This is a genomic window from Jilunia laotingensis (assembly GCF_014385165.1).
Taxonomy (GTDB): Bacteria; Bacteroidota; Bacteroidia; order Bacteroidales; family Bacteroidaceae; genus Bacteroides; species Bacteroides laotingensis.
Window position 1 is genome coordinate 1,605,016 of sequence record NZ_JACRTF010000001.1, and the last position, 18,459, is coordinate 1,623,474.

The window sequence follows — 18,459 nt, forward strand, 5'->3', positions numbered from 1 at the left end:
TACATTGGTTAGTCCAATTTCTTATGGAGCCTTTTTTTATTTGCAAATGTTTATTTTTTTAGGACTTTAGCTTTTATCCCGTTGACTTCAATGATATATAGTCCAGTCGGATATCCAGACATGTCAATTTTCTTTTCGCTTGTATTCAGCAGTTTCGAACCTTGTAAGTTGTACAAGCTTGATTCTGTATCTTCATCGGAATTGATAGTGAGAATGTCGACTACAGGATTGGGATAAACTGAGAACGTTTTATTTTTAACAGAATTGATGCCTGAAACAATCTTTTGGTCAGAGTAATAATAAGTATATGTATTAATATCCCAACCAGCTTCTGTACCTGTATAATCATAAGTAGCAAGTATCTTATAATCATCTCCATAACCAATAGGAGTGAAAAGTTTGGATACCGGTACTGATAAATCAAAATCGACGCCATTTCCCCAATTAGTAACCCAATCGCCATTTTCCCAACGATAAGCTAATTTTTCAGTTCTCACGTTATTTTCGTAGGCATAAGTGTAACGGCTAATATTTATCCAATCATTTTCACCGGTACCTTGTCCGTTGCTATACTTTGAATCAATAATGTTATGATTATCATCGTAAACTATCTCTTCATGAATATCTGCCAATTTTGCATTGTTTTCATCAAACAGCCAGAAGGTAGAGCTTAATAAATATTTGTCTGTATCATAAGAATATTCTTCTTCATATTTGTAGGAGTCTTTGCCATCCTCTATTTTCTTTTCGAAAGCATATACTATATCACCGTTGGCATTGTACTTTTTGATCAGTTCGCCGGTCATGTATTTGTCCGTATCGTTGTCGTCCGAATAAAAATAGGTCTTTTGCATGAATTGGGTCTGACCGTTTTCCAATGTACTCCATGTATCTTCCATATCTACTTTTTTCTTCCAGCCGTTGTCTAGATACTGGCTGTAAACTTCATAGATTTCTCTTCCTTGCTCATCATATTTATACTCGGTTTTACCTGTGAATAGGACAGTGCCATTATATTCTTCCAATCCGATCCATGAGTTTTCAGTACTATTCCAATAGGATTCTGCCTGTAATACGATATTGCCGTTTACAAACTCCTGTTCGAATTTGTGGAAATACAGCCAGTCTTTAGTTAATGGTTGCCACATGTAGTCACTGTAGAGGGTTAACATATTATTCTCATTGTACACATATTCTTCTTTGGTAATACCGTCCCAATCTGTCCCCGTCCATGTATATTCTTCATAGCTGGTCTGTCTGTGTTGCTTATCATAAGTGGCTAGTGCTTTGGAAATCTTATCCCATTCTTTTTCTTTTTCGTTATATGTATAAGATATTACTTCGATGATGTTTCCTGCATCATCATATTTATATTCACCTCGTTCCGATGGATACCATTGACCAGCGTTCAATATGGATACCGTGTTGGAAATGCCTTGTTTCTTGTCATCGTAAGTAAACTCCTCCTTCGAACCTTCGTTGTAAATCACATTAATCCCTTTTTGTTCGAGCAGATACCCCTCTTCGTCCCACACGAATGTGTATTCTTCTACTGGTTGCCATTTATTGTTCTCCTCATCCCAAAGCGAATTGACACGTCCTATTGTCCATTGGTGATTATCGAAAGTAAAGAGCTGATGGCTTACAAGTTTTCCCGTATTGTCGGTTAAAATGATACTATCCAGTCGTTCTTTGGTGTCACTGGTGCTGGAGAAGTAATCTTTTACATTTCCGAAATCCAACCAACATTTTGTTACATCTACCTTTTCTTCTTTATTGGCATGAATCTTATTCAATGTTTTTACACGCGAGCTATTAGATGAATAGATTCTGTCGATTAATGATATCGGACTTTCCGGTTTTTGTATTTTCTCTCTGGTAGTCACTTTTTCAATAGATAGATGCTTCTGAGCATTTTTTTCATTTCCGGCATATACGAGTGCCGTGAAGCACAAACTGAGTAGTAAAATTATTCCTTTCATACGCGGTTACTAATTAAGTGTGTTAAATAATTTGTATAAACGTTCCATCTGTAAAAGTCTTTGCAAAGCTCAGGTTATTATAAATGGATAATAGAAAAAGACTTGTTGCAACTTGTCCTTGCAAACATAAGCAAGATGGTTCGTTTTTCCAAATAATCTTTTTTTCGATTCATGAATTGAAAATTAATCACACTGTTCTTTAGCCATTTTCTGGTAGATAGAAGGAGGAATGCCTGTTATTTTCCGGAAAGCATTGATGAAAGTGGACTGCGATTTATATCCTACGCTTTCTGCAATAGCTTGGATCGTATAGTTCCCGTAATGGGTAGTGTCCATTAGTCGGATGCGTGCTTCCTGTATACGGTATTCATTAATAAAGTTGCTAAAATTTTTCTGATAGGTTTCGTTGATAACTTGGGATACGTATTTATAATTTGAATTGACCATTGAAGCCAATTTCTCGAGTGTGAAATCATCCTTGCAGAAGGCATCAGTATTCTCCATGATATACCGGATGTTTTCTGCCAATGCCTGTTTCTGTTTATCGTTCAGTTTGCTTGTAAGATATTTCGAATCAGTTTGGTTGTCAATCTGTTTACCTGTACTTCCGGCTTCTTGATCTTTATATTGGCTTAGCTCGTTTAGCAAAGTACTGATTTTTTGTTCATATTGCAAACGTAGGTTTTTATTGTACTTTTCGGAAACTACCACATCCCGGTTTATGTTGAACAAATCTCGATAGGAACGTTGTATTTTTCTTTTTTGCTGATATACTAATATCAATAATGAAGAAATGATGACGAGGCTTGTAATAATGCCAGCGAGTATTCTTTGCTGTTGTTTGATTTTCTGTTCCTTCATCTCTTGTTCGGCGTGCAGATCGGAAATCTCTTTATTTGTTTTACCTATTTCATAGAGGAATTGAGTATTCTTTACCTTGTTGAATTCACGTACATTATAGATAGAGTCCGTGATTGCTAAGTACTTGCTTTTGTAATATTGTGCTTTTTCGGTATTTCCTTTTCTCTCGTAGTAAACCGAATAATCTTTTAGAGTTTGTATAAAGAGATGAGTCTGGTTATTCTTTTCTGCCAGTTCGTTACACAGGTGTAGATAATATATGGTCGAATCTTCCCGGTTTATTTGTTTGAAAGCCTCATATAACTGTTGATAGGCCGTACACAGATATTCGGAATTCATTTGGCATCTTTGGGCAAAATCCACCGAGCGATGAAAGGATTGCATGGCTTCTCTTAGTTTTCCTTCACTTACCAGGATTAATCCCCAATTGAATATAGACATATAGTTCTTTATTGTGTCATTGGGCTGTTTCATCTTTTCTGTTTTCAGATAATATTTTTTAGCTTTCTCTATATCCTTCGTGAAGCAGCATATTCCGGCAAGGTTGGTAAGAAGGTTATATTCCACTTCTTTGTTTGGATATTGTTTGCAAAGAGCGTATCCTTTCTCATAATAACTGATTCCTCTCTCATAGTCGGCAAATATGCAATAAATATTTCCGATGTTATTGTAAAAACGCATCAGTTCTGTTTTATCTTTGCAAGATTCGTATATCTTCAGGCCTTTGATATATAATTCCAAAGCACCTGTATAGTTACCTTGCAGATAGTACACGTTAGCTGTTTTTAGGTAGCCGATGGCACAGAATTTCTTCTCTTCTTCGCTTGCATCGTTGCTATATCGGCTGAAAGCGATAGAGTAGAGTACGATGGCCGTATCCATATGTTGCCCTTTCAGATAATCATCGCCTAATTTGATGATTTCTTCTGACGGTAGGCGGTTGACCCGGTTCAATAAAGTATCGTAACCGATTTTATCTTGTGCGACAAGCCCGGTACATACAGATAACAGGCAGAGTAAAACATATATCCATTTCATGTTGTGTGTCGTGTATAATTCCTGAACGGGTCATAAAAATCTTATCATTGATTAGCTTTATCATGCGGGGCTGCGTATTCTTTAGCCGTCACGCTATCGATCGGGATCTCCCAGATTTTCACATTTCTCACGGCAGGGTCGGAATAGATAAATTCACGGCTGCTGTAGTGACTCATGATGATGTTCAAGGCTTCCCGCTTGCTGTCCATGTCTTCAATGAAACTTACCTGTCCGCGACAGATCACGCTTTTTGCTTTCATACGGTAGCTACAAGCCACTTTGGGATGTTGGAATACTAGTTCATGGTCGGTACTGAACGTAACGCATACGTGATTGTTACGTTTCAACATGTCTATACTGCTGCCGGTCGGGCCGGAATGTAGATAGATGACTCCTTCCCGGTAACCGAAGTTCATGGGAATTACGTATGGATTACCTTCCAGGTCGGTGATGCCGACAAAGCAGATGTCGCAACGGGAGATGATTTCTTCTACCCGTTGCTTGTCTTCTATAACGATGGTTTTCATGGATGATAGGGTCAATTTCTATACCAGTGCAAAATCAAGTTGTTTTTTCTCAAGGTTGGCACGCGCCACTTTGACTGTGATCGCGTCACCCAGACTGTAAATACGGTTCTTATGCCGTCCGCGTAAACAATAATTCTTTTCATCGAATTCGTAGTAATCATCGTCCAGGTCGCGTATCGGTATCATGCCTTCGCATTTGTTTTCGTTCAATTCGACATAAAGTCCCCATTCCGTTACACCGGAGATTACGCCATCGTAAGTCTGACCGAGACGCTCACTCATGAATTCCACCTGCTTGTATTTGATGGAAGCACGTTCGGCATTGGCTGCGATCTGCTCCATGTTCGAACTGTGGTCGCAAAGGTCTTCGTATTTGCTTTCCGAAGCACTTCTTCCACCATCCATGTACCGGGTGACCAGACGATGAACCATCATGTCCGGGAAACGGCGGATAGGGGAGGTAAAGTGGGTATAATATTCGAAGGCCAGTCCGTAGTGGCCGATGTTGTGTGTGGAATATCGCGCTTTTTGCATGGCACGGATAGAAACGGTTTCAATCAGATTCTCTTCTTTTTTTCCTTGAATGTCGTCCAATAGGTGATTGATCGATTTCGAAATGTCCGTTTTCGTACCGCTGGTACGCAGTTTATAACCGAAACGGGCTATGAACTGGTTCAGGTTATCCAGTTTCTCCGGATCGGGCAGGTCGTGGATGCGGTAAGGCAGTACTTTGGCTTTTTTGCCTTTAGGCACACGCCCGATCTTTTCGGCTACCGTACGGTTGGCAAGTAACATGAACTCTTCCACCAGCTTGTTGGCATCTTTCGATTCCTTGAAGTAGACACTGACGGGTTTGCCTTTTTCATCTATTTCGAATTTCACTTCGTAACGGTCGAAGTTGATGGCACCGGCTGCAAAGCGTTTTTCTCGTAACGCTTTGGCGATGGTGTCCAACATGAGCATTTCTTCCTTGTATTCCCCTTCTTTCGTTTCAATGATTTCCTGAGCTTCTTCGTAAGTGAAGCGGCGGTCGGAATAGATCACGGTATGAACGACTCGTGAACTCTTTACATCACCTTTCTCGGTGATGTCGAAGATGACGGAGAATGCCAGTTTCTCTTCATTCGGACGCAATGAACAGAGGAAATTGCAAAGTCTTTCCGGCAGCATCGGGATGGTGCGATCTACCAGGTAAACGGATGTTGCACGTTTTTCGGCTTCCTTATCGATGATTCCCCCTTCTTTCACATAATGGGTTACGTCGGCAATGTGTACACCTACTTCCCACAGGCCGTCTTTCAGTTTGCGGATAGAGAGTGCGTCGTCAAAATCTTTGGCATCTTTCGGGTCGATGGTAAAAGTGGTTACTCCGCGGAAGTCTTCACGGCGATTGATCTCTTCCGGAGTGATATCGACTGGGATTTTGTCCGCTGCTTTTTCTACGGATTGCGGATAGACATATGGCAAACCGAACTCGGCAAGGATGGCGTGCATCTCAGTCGTGTTTTCTCCGGCTCGGCCGAGGATGTCTATTACCTGACCGATAGGATTCTTGGCTTTGTCGGGCCATTCCGTGATCTTCACCACTGCTTTGTCTCCCGTCTTACCTCCTTTTAGCTTATCCTTCGGGATAAAGATATCATTTGCCAAAGTACGATTTTCCGTTACCAGGAAGGCGTAAGACTTTTCTACCTCCAGTATTCCCACGAAGACGTCGTTAGCTCGTTCCAGGATCTCGATCACCTCTCCTTCCGCATCATGGTTTTTGCGTTTGGCAAAGAAAGCGATCTTTACTTTGTCATTGTTCATGGCATGGGCGGAGTTACGTTCGGCTATGAAGATCGGGTCGCCCCCGCCTTCGGGAACAAACGAGTTCTTTCCGTTGCTCTTTCGTTGGAAAGTACCTACCATTTCGATGCCGTGGTTGTTGAGTTTGTATTTGTTCTTTTCTACTTCTGTAATATAATCGTCTGCCAGTAAATCTGCCAGGATGTCCATACAGAGCATCTTCAGCGGATGTGTTGTAAGGTGGAGTTCCGCGAAAAGATATTTTAGGCTGATGGCCTCTTGCTGCCTGTCATGGAAGAAATCCAATACCACATGTGCCAGTTCTTTTTTCTTCATTCGCTTACCGGCTTTTTTTTCTTTCTTTTTCGCCATAATGTTTTAAGTTATAAGTTGTTTATGATAATAAAGGATAGGTTTCCAAACGGGTTTGATGGGTATTAATATCCAGCGTGCTGACCATTAATGTCCAGCGTGCTGGTTATTAATACCTATCACGATGGCCATTAACACCTGTCGCGATGGGTATCTATATCTGACAGGATGGGTATTCAAGCTCATTGTGAGATCCATTTATACCCGCTTGATTCTTTATTACCATGCTATATTGATACAAAGTAAATGATTAAATATTAATAATTCAAGATTTTCATGTACATTTGCCACACTGTTGATTAATAAAATAACAAAATGGAAGCTAAAAAGCTTTCCCGGGAAAAGGAAATTTATAAAGTAACGATTGTGGGAAGTGTAGTCAACTTCCTGCTGTTGGTTTTTAAGTTTTTTGCCGGAATTGCAGGACATAGTGCTGCAATGCTGGCCGATGCGGTTCATTCGTTATCGGACTTTGTTACGGATATCATAGTGATCGTCTTTGTGCGTATTTCTAACAAACCGGAAGATAAAGATCACGATTACGGGCACGGGAAGTATGAAACGCTTGCCACTGCCATCATCGGGATATTGTTGCTAGGCGTGGGAGTTGGAATTTTTTGGAACGGGGCTTCCTCCATTTACGGTGTTTTCCATGGCAAGCAGCTTGAAGCACCGGGTATGTTGGCGTTGGTGGCAGCTTTGGTTTCGATTGTATTGAAAGAGATTTTGTATCAGTACACTGCCATCAAAGGGCGTAAACTCAATTCTCAGGCAGTAGTGGCCAATGCTTGGCATCACCGGAGTGATGCCCTCTCGTCCATAGGTACGACTATCGGTATCGGTGGAGCCATATTGCTGGGAGACAAATGGAGAGTCCTTGATCCGATAGCGGCAGTAGTGGTCAGTATTTTCATTATAAAGGTGGCTATACAGTTGCTCATCCCCTGTGTGGATGAATTGTTGGAAAAGTCTTTGCCGGATGAGGTCGAGAAGGAGATCGAACAGGCGGTATTGTCGTTTCCCGGAGTAAGCCAACCCCATCATCTCCGTACACGGAGAATCGGAAGTCAATATGCTATCGAGTTGCATATACGCATGGACGGTGGGATTTCTTTGAATGAAGCCCATCATACTGCAACCGAAATAGAGAATAAACTGAGAGAAATGTTCGGCAAGGGGACGCATGTGGGAATACATGTGGAACCGGTGAAAAGAGAGAAGATAGAATGAAGAGAAAAGAATTAAGAGAGGGTGGTAAGTAAAAAATAGGGTATTGTGGAAAGTATTTTAGTAACAGGAGCAAGCGGATTTATCGGTAGCTTTATAGTCGAAGAGGCTTTAAAGCGAAAATTCGGTGTATGGGCAGGTATCCGTTCGACAAGCAGTAAGAAATATCTTCGCAGCCGTAAGATTCATTTTCTGGAACTGGATTTTGCACATCCTAACGAGTTGCGGGCACAGCTGTCAGGTCATAAAGGCACGTACAATAAGTTCGATTATATTGTCCATTGTGCCGGCTTGACCAAGTGCCGGGACGAGAAGGAGTTCGAACTTGTCAATTATCTGCAAACGAAATATTTTATCGATACGTTGAAGGAACTGAATATGGTTCCGAAACAGTTCATCTATATCAGTACACTGAGTGTTTTCGGACCGATTCATGAGGAGGACTACCGTCCAATACGCGAAAAAGACATACCTGTGCCGAATACCGCTTATGGATTGAGCAAGCTGAAGGCCGAATTGTATATACAGAGCGTTCCCGGATTCCCTTATGTCTTTTATCGTCCGACCGGGGTTTATGGTCCTCGTGAGATGGATTACTTCCTGATGGCGAAATCCATTGCCCGGCATATGGATTTCTCCGTTGGCTTCAAACGTCAGGATTTGACTTTCGTCTACGTGAAGGATATTGTGCAGGCCGTTTTTCTCGGAATTGAGAAACAGGTGTCCCGTCGAGCTTACTTTTTGTCGGATGGAAACGTATATAAAAGCCGTACTTTTTCCGATTTGATACAAAAAGAATTGGGGAATCCGTTTGTTATTCGCATGAAATGCCCGTTAATTGTCCTTAAAGTAGTATCTTTGCTCGCTGAATTCATTGCTGCCCGTTTCGGGAAGCCCAGTACGTTGAATTCGGATAAGTATAAGATAATGAAACAAAGAAACTGGCAATGTGACATCACTCCAGCGATGAAGGAATTAGGATACGTACCGGAATACGATCTGGAAAGAGGAGTGAAAGAGGCAATTGCTTGGTATAAGAATGAAGGATGGCTCTAGATTTATTTAAACGTGTAGAATCCCGAAAGGGGCTGTTCGCAGTTGAGAAGGTAACACTGATATATAATCTGTTAACTTCCATATTGATTCTGTTCCTTTTCCAACGGATGGATCATCCTTGGCATATGTTGCTGGATAGGGCGATGATAGCGGGAATGACATTTCTTTTGATGTACCTGTACCGTCTGGCTCCTTGCAAGTTTTCCGCGTTTGTGCGTATTGCCGTCCAGATGAGTTTACTCTCTTACTGGTATCCGGATACATATGAGTTCAACCGTTTCTTCCCGAATCTCGATCATATTTTCGCTTCGGTGGAACAATGGTTGTTCGGTACGCAACCGGCTCTTCATTTCTGCTACCTGTTGCCCCATCAATGGGTTAGTGAAGCGTTTAACATGGGATACTTCTCTTACTATCCGATGATTCTTGTCGTTACGATGTTCTATTTCATTTTCCGTTTCGATTTGTTTGAGAAGCTCTCGTTCGTATTGGTTACCTCTTTTTTCATTTATTATCTGATTTATATTTTCATCCCAGTTGCCGGTCCACAATATTATTTCCCGGCCATCGGGCTGGATCGTGTCGACCAGGGAGTCTTTTGTGCTATTGGCGATTATTTCAATCATCATCAGGAATTATTGCCCGGTCCGGGATATCAGCATGGATTCTTCTATAACCTCGTGGAAGGTTCTCAACAAGTAGGTGAACGACCTACGGCAGCTTTCCCCAGTTCTCATGTCGGTATTTCCACCCTATTGATGATCATGGCATGGCGTGGCAGCAAATGGTTGTTTGCTATACTGATGCCGTTTTACATTCTGCTTTGTTGTGCCACGGTTTATATTCAGGCACATTACCTGATAGATGCCATCGCAGGATTCATTTCAGCATTTATTTTGTATGTACTTGTTACGAAAATGTACAAGAAATGGTTTGCTGTCCCTATGTTTAAGTAACGGTTCTGTTTACATCTCTTTTTCTTGTATTCAATTTTGTTTCACGGAAATAGGATTGAATCGTTTAAATTGGTTATCTTTGAAGAATTAAAGTAGAAGAAAGGAGATTGTAGAATGAATCAAGACCAGTATATTCGTTTTGACTGGGCGGTCAAACGTCTGTTGCGGCATAAAGCCAACTTTGGTGTACTTGAAGGATTTCTCACCGTACTCATAGGCGAGAAGATAGAAATAGTGGAAATACTCGAAAGCGAAAGTAATCAAATCGACATAGATGATAAATTCAACCGTGTGGATATCAAAGCCAAAAACAGTAAGGGGGAAATTGTTATTGTAGAGATACAGAACACGCGCGAGCTGTATTATCTTGAACGTATACTTTATGGAGTGGCGAAGGCCATTACCGAACATATTCATTTAGGAGAAAGTTATCAGGAAGTCAAAAAGATATATTCCATCAGCATTCTTTACTTCGATATAGGAAAAGGAGAAGATTACTTGTATCATGGGCAGAACCAATTTGTAGGTGTGCATACAAAAGATTTGCTGATTGTAAATACTAAAGAGAAGAATGCCATTGTCCCTAAAATGCCAGCCGAGGTATTTCCTGACTATTTCCTTATTCGTGTCAATGAGTTCAACAAAGTAGCTGTTACCCCATTGGAAGAGTGGATAGAGTATTTGAAAACCGGTATTATCAAGCCAGACACTCAGGCTCCCGGACTTGGAGAGGCGAGGGAGAAACTCAAATACTATAATATGTCTCCCAAAGAACGTCATGCGTATGATGAACATGTCAATGCTATAATGATACAAAATGATGTATTAGGTTCTGCCAAATTGGAAGGACATGCGGAAGGACTAACGGAAGGTTTGCAAAAAGGATTACAAGAAGGACTGGAACAAGGACTAGAAAAAGGTCGTGTAGAAGGTCAGAAAGTTATAGCACATAAAATGAAACTAAAAGGCCTGTCTATTCAAGACATTATAGATTTGACAGGATTATCAAAAGAAGATATCGAAAACTCTTAAGTGTTTTTTGAATCTCCCCCGGTCGACCGTTATTCTACAGGTTGCCGGGGGAGATTTCATTTTCATGTCGTTTGCTTTATTTTCATACCCGTTTATATATCCGGAGTAGGATTGTCTCCCGCGTCCGGATCGGCTTGAAGCGTTGTAAATGTGGCGTAACTGCTGCTGAAGGCGATACCGTTTTTATTGCGCGCGTACGTGCGGACATAATAATAAGTATATGTGCCCAATTTTTCAAGCTTGCAGCTGAACTCTGCGTTGGCATCTGTCGGGGAGGCTTTTACCATTATACCATTTTTTTCCGATGCTTCAGAGGTGGCATTCGGACTGTACCAGAAACCGGTTTCGGTGACTTCTGCCCCTCCGTCATTTGCGATACTCCCGGTCACGATGGCTTCATGCGCGGTAATGCTCTCTGTCGCTACGGAAGGTGCGTTCGGAGAAGGGACATAGCTGGTGATGGTAGTGAAGTAGATAGGCGAGCTATAGGCCACTCCGATGCTGTTACGAGCATACGCACGTACATAGTACAGGGTAGTGTAAGGTAATCCTTTCATGGAGGCACTGAAGATATCCGTCTTGTCTGTAGATTTCAGTATCGTTATCTCTTCATCGTCCAATGTAGGAGAAGCGATGGTCTGTGAGTAGATGAAGCCGCGTTCGGTGATTTCCAATCCACCGTTGCTTGCAATGGTGGCCTGTAATGTGGCATGGTCATCACCGATGACTGTCGTTTGTAAAGCGGCTACGGTTGGTTCGCTGTTCCTGATTGTTTTTAGGTCGCGTACCGGGCTATAGCTGATGCCATTCTTATTTTCAGCATATGCGCGGACATGATAGGTAGTCCCTTTTTCCAATCCATCCAGATTTGCTGAGAGCGTAGTTCCGTTCAAGGTAGCGATTACATTGGAATCATCCAATGTCGGAGTCGATGTTGTGGTACTGTAACAAACTCCTTGTCCGGTAATGGGTGTTCCGCCATCACTGCTTACCTCTGCCGTCACTTGTGCAGTAGTCTCAAAAATGTTGCTGAAAGAAAGGGCTTCCACGGTCGGCTTATAAGTTTGCTTTGTAGTAAACTCCATTGTTTCGCTGTATGCGTAACCGTTTTTATTGTGGGCATATGCCCTTACATAATATTGCGTACCGGCCTTCAAATCGGTCAAGCGAAGGTTGATATTGCTCCCTTCGGAAGAGTCTTCCAGTTTAAGATTCCCTACGGTAGGAGCATGTAAAGCATCACTCCAGCAAATGCCTTTTTCGTCTATGTCTGCACCTCCGTTATTGGTAACTTGCCCTGTAATCGTGGCAAATGTTTCATCGATTCCACCGGCAACGGGTTTTTCAAGAGTGGGTGTCTTGGTTTGGCTGGTACTGAATTGCGCAGCGGCACTATAGTAAGTTCCGTCCCGTGTGATTGCGTAAGCAGTGATGTAATAACGTGTACCTTCATCCAATGTCAATGTTGCCGAAAGTGTTGTCTGATCCTTAGATAAGGTGACATGATCACCGTCTATCCCCGGATGGGTAGAGAGCTTGCTATAACAGAATCCTTGTTCCGTTACTTCCGTTTCGGCAGGTACATCCCTGGTGGCGGAAACTTTGGCGGTAGTATAGGTGATATCCGTTATCTGTGGTTGACCGAGTGTCGCTTTCTGTAACTTTTGGGTTGTGAACTCGATGGCGTTACTGTAGCCCGTTCCCTTTTCGTTGACGGCATACGCGCGTACATAGTACGTTGTATTTTCACTCAGTGCTTCCAGCGTAATGCGGAAGTCATCTTCCTCTTCCAAGGTTTCTTTCAGGTTGTCTGTTGTCGGAGTAGGATTTTCGATGCTGAAGCAGAACCCGCGTTCGGTGATTTCAAAACCGCAATCATCCACGTTGGAGACTGTCAGATGTGCGGTAGTGGCGGATACTTCGGTTGCTGCTTCGCAGACGATCCGTGGCTTTTTTTCTTCCTGCGTGATGAACGTAGTGCTTGTACCGTATCCCGTTCCTTTTTGATTGACGGCATATGACCGTACTATGTACGTAGTCTGAGGTTTCAGTTCGGTAGCCGTCACAGTAAAAGCTTTCGCGTCTTTTGCTACTTTCACCTTCTTATCATATTCGGTCGGTTCGTCACCTTCTTTTGTATATATTTTGTAGCAGAACCCTCGTTCGGTGACATCATGCCCTCCGTTATCTCTCAACTCTCCGCCCAGCAATACGCTGTTCTCGGTTGTTTCAGAGGCCGTAGTGCTTCCTAATACGGGTGGTACACTCGAAAGCGTTTGGAACTCCTGTACATCTCCTTTGGCAATGCTCGTGCCGCTACTGGCATAGATGCAATAGTAATACGTCTTTCCGGATTGAAGACCTTCGATGACGGCTGAATATTGGTTATTGTTCTCTGTGGAGGCTACTGCCTCTACGGCATTTTCCAATGTCAAAGTGGACGATTCGGATACCAGAAATCCTATTTTGCACTCAGCGACACTGGCAGGATTCTTCACAGCCGTCCCGGTGAGGATGGCTTCAAAGCGTGTCAGTCCTGTAGGTTGGCTGGTGACCAGTGTAGGGGGATATACCATTGGCTCGTGATCCTCTTCGCATCCTGCTATGAGGAGCAAGAAGAGGACGAACCATAAGGTTTGTTTTAGAAATTGTTTTATTTTCATACTTGTCATAGAACTATCGGTTAATGATTAATCAGCACCTTTTGTCCTTCGAGGAAATAAATGCCGTCTTCCAGATCGGTCACGGTATTGGTTCCTTCTTGTAACTCAAGGGTACGGATTGTGCGGCCGGCTGCATCATACAAGTTGATTATACGGCTTTTGTTGCTTTCGATCGAAAGTATGCCGTTGTTAGAAGTTGCTTTGACTGCTTTGTCGGGAGCCATTAGCAGTTCCTCTTCAAGTCCGGTAATTCCTCCGTCACCGAAACTGATGCTGAAGAAAGGAGCTTGAGCAGCTTGGTTCGATGCAGGAGTGGCATAAGCATAAAAAGGCTGAATGCTTCCTCCATTTTTCACGAAAACACTTCCGGGTTTGTATTCATCATACCAATTACCAATATTAAGCTGATAGACCGATTCGTTTTGTTGTACAGTTTGGTAAGTCGGAACAAGGTTATAGTCTTTCCCTTTTGCTGTTTGCAGTTTTCCCTCGGTTTCACTGATAAGTACACCGTTGGTTTCATCCTCACCAATGAAGTTAACATTCCCTGAGATATTGCTGCTGTTCGGGTACTTATTATTGTTCGGCATACAAATCAAGTAAGGCTTGTGAGCTTCGATGGTCATGGCAGCTTTCGGCCCCTCCGTGGTCATCTCGTACAGCCAGAACGGGCGAGTGCCTTCAATTTGCAACGCTTCGCTGCCGAAAGGAGCCAAAGGAATATTTTCACCACTATCGTAAGAATAACCGGTATAAATGAACTTATCTGCATCGAATGGCAATACGATGGTTTCCCATCCGGCTGCTTCTCCTACTCCGCTGGTCTGGGTAAAGCGGCGGTTATATGTGGCTTTCTTAGCTTTGAAGGCTTTGGGGATTTCGTAAACCTCAATCCATTTATTATCTTCTTCTTGGCGGCTGCTTGTTTCTGCGGTGAATGTATCGGCTATGCCGTTGCGGATGATATAGGTGGCATTTGCATTATTACCAGTTATGCCATCGGGAATAAACAGGTAACGGACGTTACGGAATGTGTTTGCGGGGATTTCGATAGAAGCATTCCATTCTACTGAGGTGAACTCAGAAGAGCCAAAGGCCCCTGAACCGATTGTATTTAAGGTTGCAGGTATTTGAAGATATGTCAACCTATTGCAATATTGAAAAGCTTGGTCACCGATATCTGTAATTTGGCCTAAATGAACTTTCTTTAGTTGGCTACAGTAGTAGAATGCATATGTTCCAATAGTTTTAGTTACAGGCAAAGAGATTTCGGTAAGATTTCCACAGGAGGAGAATGCATTTTCCCAAATAGTTTCCACTTTTGGCAATGAAGCGGTCTGAAGTTTTCTGCATTCGGAGAATGCATAAGATCCGACTGTAGTGGCTTGTGGTAGCGAAACGGACTGAAGTTTGCTGCATTCATAAAATGCATAATCTCCGATGGAGGTAACCTTTTCGGGGAATTGGATATTTTTTAGATTCTTGCATTCGGAGAAGGCACCGAACTGTTGGATTTGTCGTGTTTCATAATTCCATTTTTTACTATATTCATTATAACTGTAATATCTAAGATTATAAGATTTTTTTCCATTGACCTGTTTGACAGTGGCAGGCAATTGTACTGTTTCAAGTTTCTCACACCCCTGGAACATGCCCGCAGCAATGCTATCAATCCCTTCCGGAATAGTGATGGATTTTAATTTGGAGAAGGCGAAGGCAGCCACTCCGATATGATTTATTGTAGAAGGCAGAGTGACGGTTTCCAATGTGTCACAATAACTGTATTTACAACCGATTATTACTCAATATTTTATAGATAATAAGTCAGAAATATGGTTGTTATTTTTAATTGCACATTCTAAAAGGTGAAGATTTAACGCTTTTATTGATTATTAACTCAAAAAGGACATCAACTTGGGTCGTTTCTTCTCTTTTCCTTGCTATTCGTTTCCGATATTCCACTTTTGTTTTGGTCTATCTCATATGTACTGCAAAGGTATTGATTTTTGTTTGATATTGCTCCTTGCTTGCTCCTTGTCGTAGATTAATTTTCACACAGGAATTTTTGTTCTCTTTCTATAGGGGCTTGAAACAATCCATTTATTGGAAACAATTAAAGACGGAGCTGGTTTGCCCCAGTGCTTTTTAAGAAACAGGGCAATTATTTTATCTCCACAAAGGCTCTTGTTCCCAATTATGAGGAAAGCCTAATAAACGAGTTCTTACTGATGGGTATTTCGATAAAAGCTGCTTGAAATCTGCAACAAAAGTGTTGCCCATAGAAATGGAGTTAAGCCAATACACCACATAGCAGAGTTGCGGATAAAGTGTTTGTTCACGGAACGAGAAATCCGTAATCCATGTGTTTGGCATACGCATAGGCATCATTGGCTTGACAGGAAAGACCCGATTTGACAGTCTTGAATGATGGGCGCAGCAATTACGAAGTACGGGTCTGGGTACGGATTAAAAGGCTAAGTGATTATTTCCAGTCATTTAGCCTTTTTAATTATCTAATTTTTCCCCACATTTTCCCCACAGCTGTCTATTTATATATTTTAGAAACATATTTTTCCGTAAAGTTATGTACCTTTGTCGGCAAATAAAGATATTCTCGTCAAACAAATATAGAGGAGTTCTATAAATTAAAATATTGTAGTACAGTTGTTTATATGGTTCCAAGAGCGTAAATTTGCAGAAAATAAGAATTTTATAATGAACAAGTTATCCCGATACCGTAAGCTTCGTTATAATCAACTATTTGAGTCAGAGAATCGTGAATTGCGTTTGAATGAAATGGGCAATCCTCTTGAAGTGTTGTCTCAGTATGTTGATTTTGAGATCTTTCGTCCTACTCTTGAATCAGCCCTTTTTACCGGAGAGCGCAAAAGTAATGCCGGTCGTCCGCCGATAGACTGTGTGCTGATGTTCAAGGTCTTGTTTCTTCAGCGTTATTATGGTTTGAGTGACCATCAGATAGAGTATCAGATAGTTGACCGTACGAGTTTCCGCAAGTTTCTTGGTATTGAATGTGTTGACGATGTTCCTGACGAGAAGACGGTGTGGAAGTATCGCGAACTCCTGACAAATACAGGCGTTTATGACAAGCTTTTTTCGGAATTTCATAGTTTCATGGAAAGTAAGGGTCTGCAATTCAATGAGGGTCGCATCATTGATGCCAGTTTTGTTATTGCCCCTCGCCAACGTAACACCCGTGATGAAAATGAGCAGATAAAACAGGGAGCGGGTGATAAGTTGTGGAATGACAATCCCCACAAGAAGTGCCACAAGGATGTAGATGCCCGCTGGACAAAGAAGCGTGATGAGACTTTTTACGGCTACAAGCAGCATACTAAAGTTGAGAAACGCAATAAGATCATACTTTCTTATGATACCACGTCGGCAGAAGTGCATGATTCCAAAGGCTTTGAAGGACTGCTGGATGAAAAAGACGAAGGCAAGGACTTGTATTTGGACGCCGGTTATGTCGGACAAGAGGAGATTGTAAAACAGCATAAGATGAATCCGATAATTTGCGAAAAGGGCTACCGTAACCGTCCGCTTACCAAGGAGCAGAAATCAGACAATAGGAAAAAATCCAAGACACGTTGCCTTGTCGAGCATGTATTCGGGTTTGAGGAACAAACCATGCGTGGACTTGTGGTGCGTACAGTAGGGCTTATTCGTGCTAAAGCCAATGTAGCATTCACCAGTCTTGTGTATAACATCAGTCGTTACACGCAAATAATCAGGCTGAAACCTGAGTTGTTGGGGTGAATTATGCCTGCACATCCAATTTTTACAACAAACACAAGTTAATTATTGTAAAAATCGGGGGGGGGTAGAAAATATTCGCTAAATTTGCAAGACTAAAGCTCACAAATTGGGCAGTTAAAGAGTTCTGCTGTCTGATACAAGAGGATAAATTGAATTGATAGAACTCACCTATAAATAATATAAACATGGAAAAAAACAGAAAAAAACAAATCGTAGTTTTGAGTATAGCTTTAGTTTGCATTTTCATCTTGGTATTTTCATTGTTCCATAAATCAGCGACAAAAGATAGCGCAAATCCTCCTTTAACAAATGTTTTGACTGATAGCATTTCTCAAATTGTCTCAGCTTGTCCTGGCGAAATTGGTGTGGCGGTTATTGTTAATAACAGAGATACGGTTAAGGTCAATAATAAGAGTGTTTATCCTATGATGAGTGTGTTTAAGGTTCATCAGGCATTAGCTCTTTGTAATGACTTTGACAATAAAGGAATTTCACTTGATACCTTAGTAAATATAAATAGGGATAAACTTGACCCAAAGACTTGGAGTCCTATGCTGAAAGATTATTCAGGGCCAGTCATATCATTGACAGTGAGAGATTTGCTGCGTTATACTCTTACTCAGAGTGACAACAATGCAAGCAACCTTATGTTTAAGGATATGGTTAATGTCGCTCAAACAGATAGTTTTATAGCCACACTCATTCCTCGTTCAAGTTTTCAGATAGCTTATACGGAAGAGGAAATGTCGGCTGACCATAACAAGGCTTACTCTAACTATACATCTCCTCTTGGTGCTGCAATGTTGATGAATCGTTTGTTTACTGAAGGTCTTATCGATGATGAGAAACAAAGTTTCATTAAGAATACGTTAAAAGAATGCAAAACAGGTGTAGATAGGATAGCAGCTCCACTTCTTGATAAAGAAGGGGTTGTTATAGCGCATAAGACAGGTTCAGGTAATGTTAATGAAAATGGTGTTCTTGCAGCTCACAATGATGTTGCCTATATATGTCTGCCTAATAATATCAGTTATACCTTAGCGGTATTTGTTAAGGATTTCAAGGGAAATGAATCACAAGCGTCACAATATGTTGCGCATATATCAGCTGTAGTATATTCTTTATTAATGCAAACTTCAGTAAAATCTTAAACTGCACTTGCTTTGATAATTAATGATAA

The 18,459-nt window shown here is 41.6% G+C and carries 12 protein-coding genes; 6 read left to right on the top strand and 6 right to left on the bottom strand.

All coding sequences use genetic code 11. From position 1 onward, the window contains the following. Positions 1-50: 50 nt before the first annotated feature. The 4 genes from H8744_RS06120 to rnr form a co-directional block, all read right to left on the bottom strand. Positions 51-1,982 carry a T9SS type A sorting domain-containing protein gene (locus H8744_RS06120; protein WP_262434001.1) on the bottom strand — a complete coding sequence of 644 codons (1,932 nt, stop codon included), beginning with the start codon at positions 1,980-1,982 and terminating at the stop codon, positions 51-53. 183 nt (positions 1,983-2,165) lie between these two features. Then, positions 2,166-3,881 carry a helix-turn-helix domain-containing protein gene (locus H8744_RS06125; protein ID WP_262434002.1) on the bottom strand — a complete coding sequence of 572 codons (1,716 nt, stop codon included), beginning with the start codon at positions 3,879-3,881 and terminating at the stop codon, positions 2,166-2,168. A 44-nt stretch (positions 3,882-3,925) separates the two neighbouring features. Continuing rightward, a complete protein-coding gene (locus tag H8744_RS06130; protein WP_262434003.1) occupies positions 3,926-4,408 on the bottom strand; it encodes a pyridoxamine 5'-phosphate oxidase family protein in 483 nt (160 codons plus the stop codon). 18 nt (positions 4,409-4,426) lie between these two features. Then, the gene (gene rnr / locus H8744_RS06135; protein WP_262434004.1) at positions 4,427-6,568 is read right to left on the bottom strand and encodes a ribonuclease R; all 2,142 of its coding nucleotides are present in this window, start codon (positions 6,566-6,568) and stop codon (positions 4,427-4,429) included. 315 nt (positions 6,569-6,883) lie between these two features. Here rnr and H8744_RS06140 point away from each other — a divergent pair, with 315 nt between their 5' ends. The 4 genes from H8744_RS06140 to H8744_RS06155 all read left to right on the top strand — a co-directional run bounded on the left by H8744_RS06140 (position 6,884) and on the right by H8744_RS06155 (position 10,839). Continuing rightward, positions 6,884-7,798, top strand: a complete 915-nt coding sequence (locus H8744_RS06140) for a cation diffusion facilitator family transporter (protein WP_262434005.1) — start codon at positions 6,884-6,886, stop codon at positions 7,796-7,798. Positions 7,799-7,843: 45 nt separating this feature from the next. Further along, the gene (locus H8744_RS06145) at positions 7,844-8,851 is read left to right on the top strand and encodes an NAD-dependent epimerase/dehydratase family protein (protein ID WP_262434006.1); all 1,008 of its coding nucleotides are present in this window, start codon (positions 7,844-7,846) and stop codon (positions 8,849-8,851) included. After that, on the top strand, positions 8,842-9,807 hold the full coding sequence (locus H8744_RS06150) for a phosphatase PAP2 family protein (RefSeq protein WP_262434007.1): 966 nt from the start codon (positions 8,842-8,844) through the stop codon (positions 9,805-9,807). The genes H8744_RS06145 and H8744_RS06150 overlap by 10 nt, the downstream gene beginning before the upstream one ends. A gap of 114 nt (positions 9,808-9,921) precedes the next feature. Further along, positions 9,922-10,839, top strand: coding sequence for an Rpn family recombination-promoting nuclease/putative transposase (locus H8744_RS06155; protein ID WP_262434008.1), 918 nt, complete (start codon positions 9,922-9,924; stop codon positions 10,837-10,839). Positions 10,840-10,931: 92 nt separating this feature from the next. On the opposite strand, the gene H8744_RS06160 is transcribed toward H8744_RS06155, so the two are convergent. After that, positions 10,932-13,511 (bottom strand): fibronectin type III domain-containing protein, encoded by a 2,580-nt coding sequence (locus H8744_RS06160; protein ID WP_262434009.1) that lies wholly within the window; start codon positions 13,509-13,511, stop codon positions 10,932-10,934. An 11-nt stretch (positions 13,512-13,522) separates the two neighbouring features. Continuing rightward, positions 13,523-15,301 (bottom strand): leucine-rich repeat domain-containing protein, encoded by a 1,779-nt coding sequence (locus tag H8744_RS06165; RefSeq protein ID WP_369411057.1) that lies wholly within the window; start codon positions 15,299-15,301, stop codon positions 13,523-13,525. A gap of 916 nt (positions 15,302-16,217) precedes the next feature. Between H8744_RS06165 and H8744_RS06170 the strand changes: the two genes are divergently transcribed. Together H8744_RS06170 and H8744_RS06175 are read left to right on the top strand one after the other, a co-directional pair. Further along, the gene (locus H8744_RS06170) at positions 16,218-17,279 is read left to right on the top strand and encodes an IS5-like element IS1169 family transposase (protein ID WP_008777670.1); all 1,062 of its coding nucleotides are present in this window, start codon (positions 16,218-16,220) and stop codon (positions 17,277-17,279) included. 185 nt (positions 17,280-17,464) lie between these two features. Then, entirely contained in the window at positions 17,465-18,430 is a 966-nt protein-coding gene (locus H8744_RS06175) for an extended-spectrum class A beta-lactamase CfxA4 (RefSeq protein ID WP_057280848.1), read from the top strand. Positions 18,431-18,459: the final 29 nt, after the last annotated feature.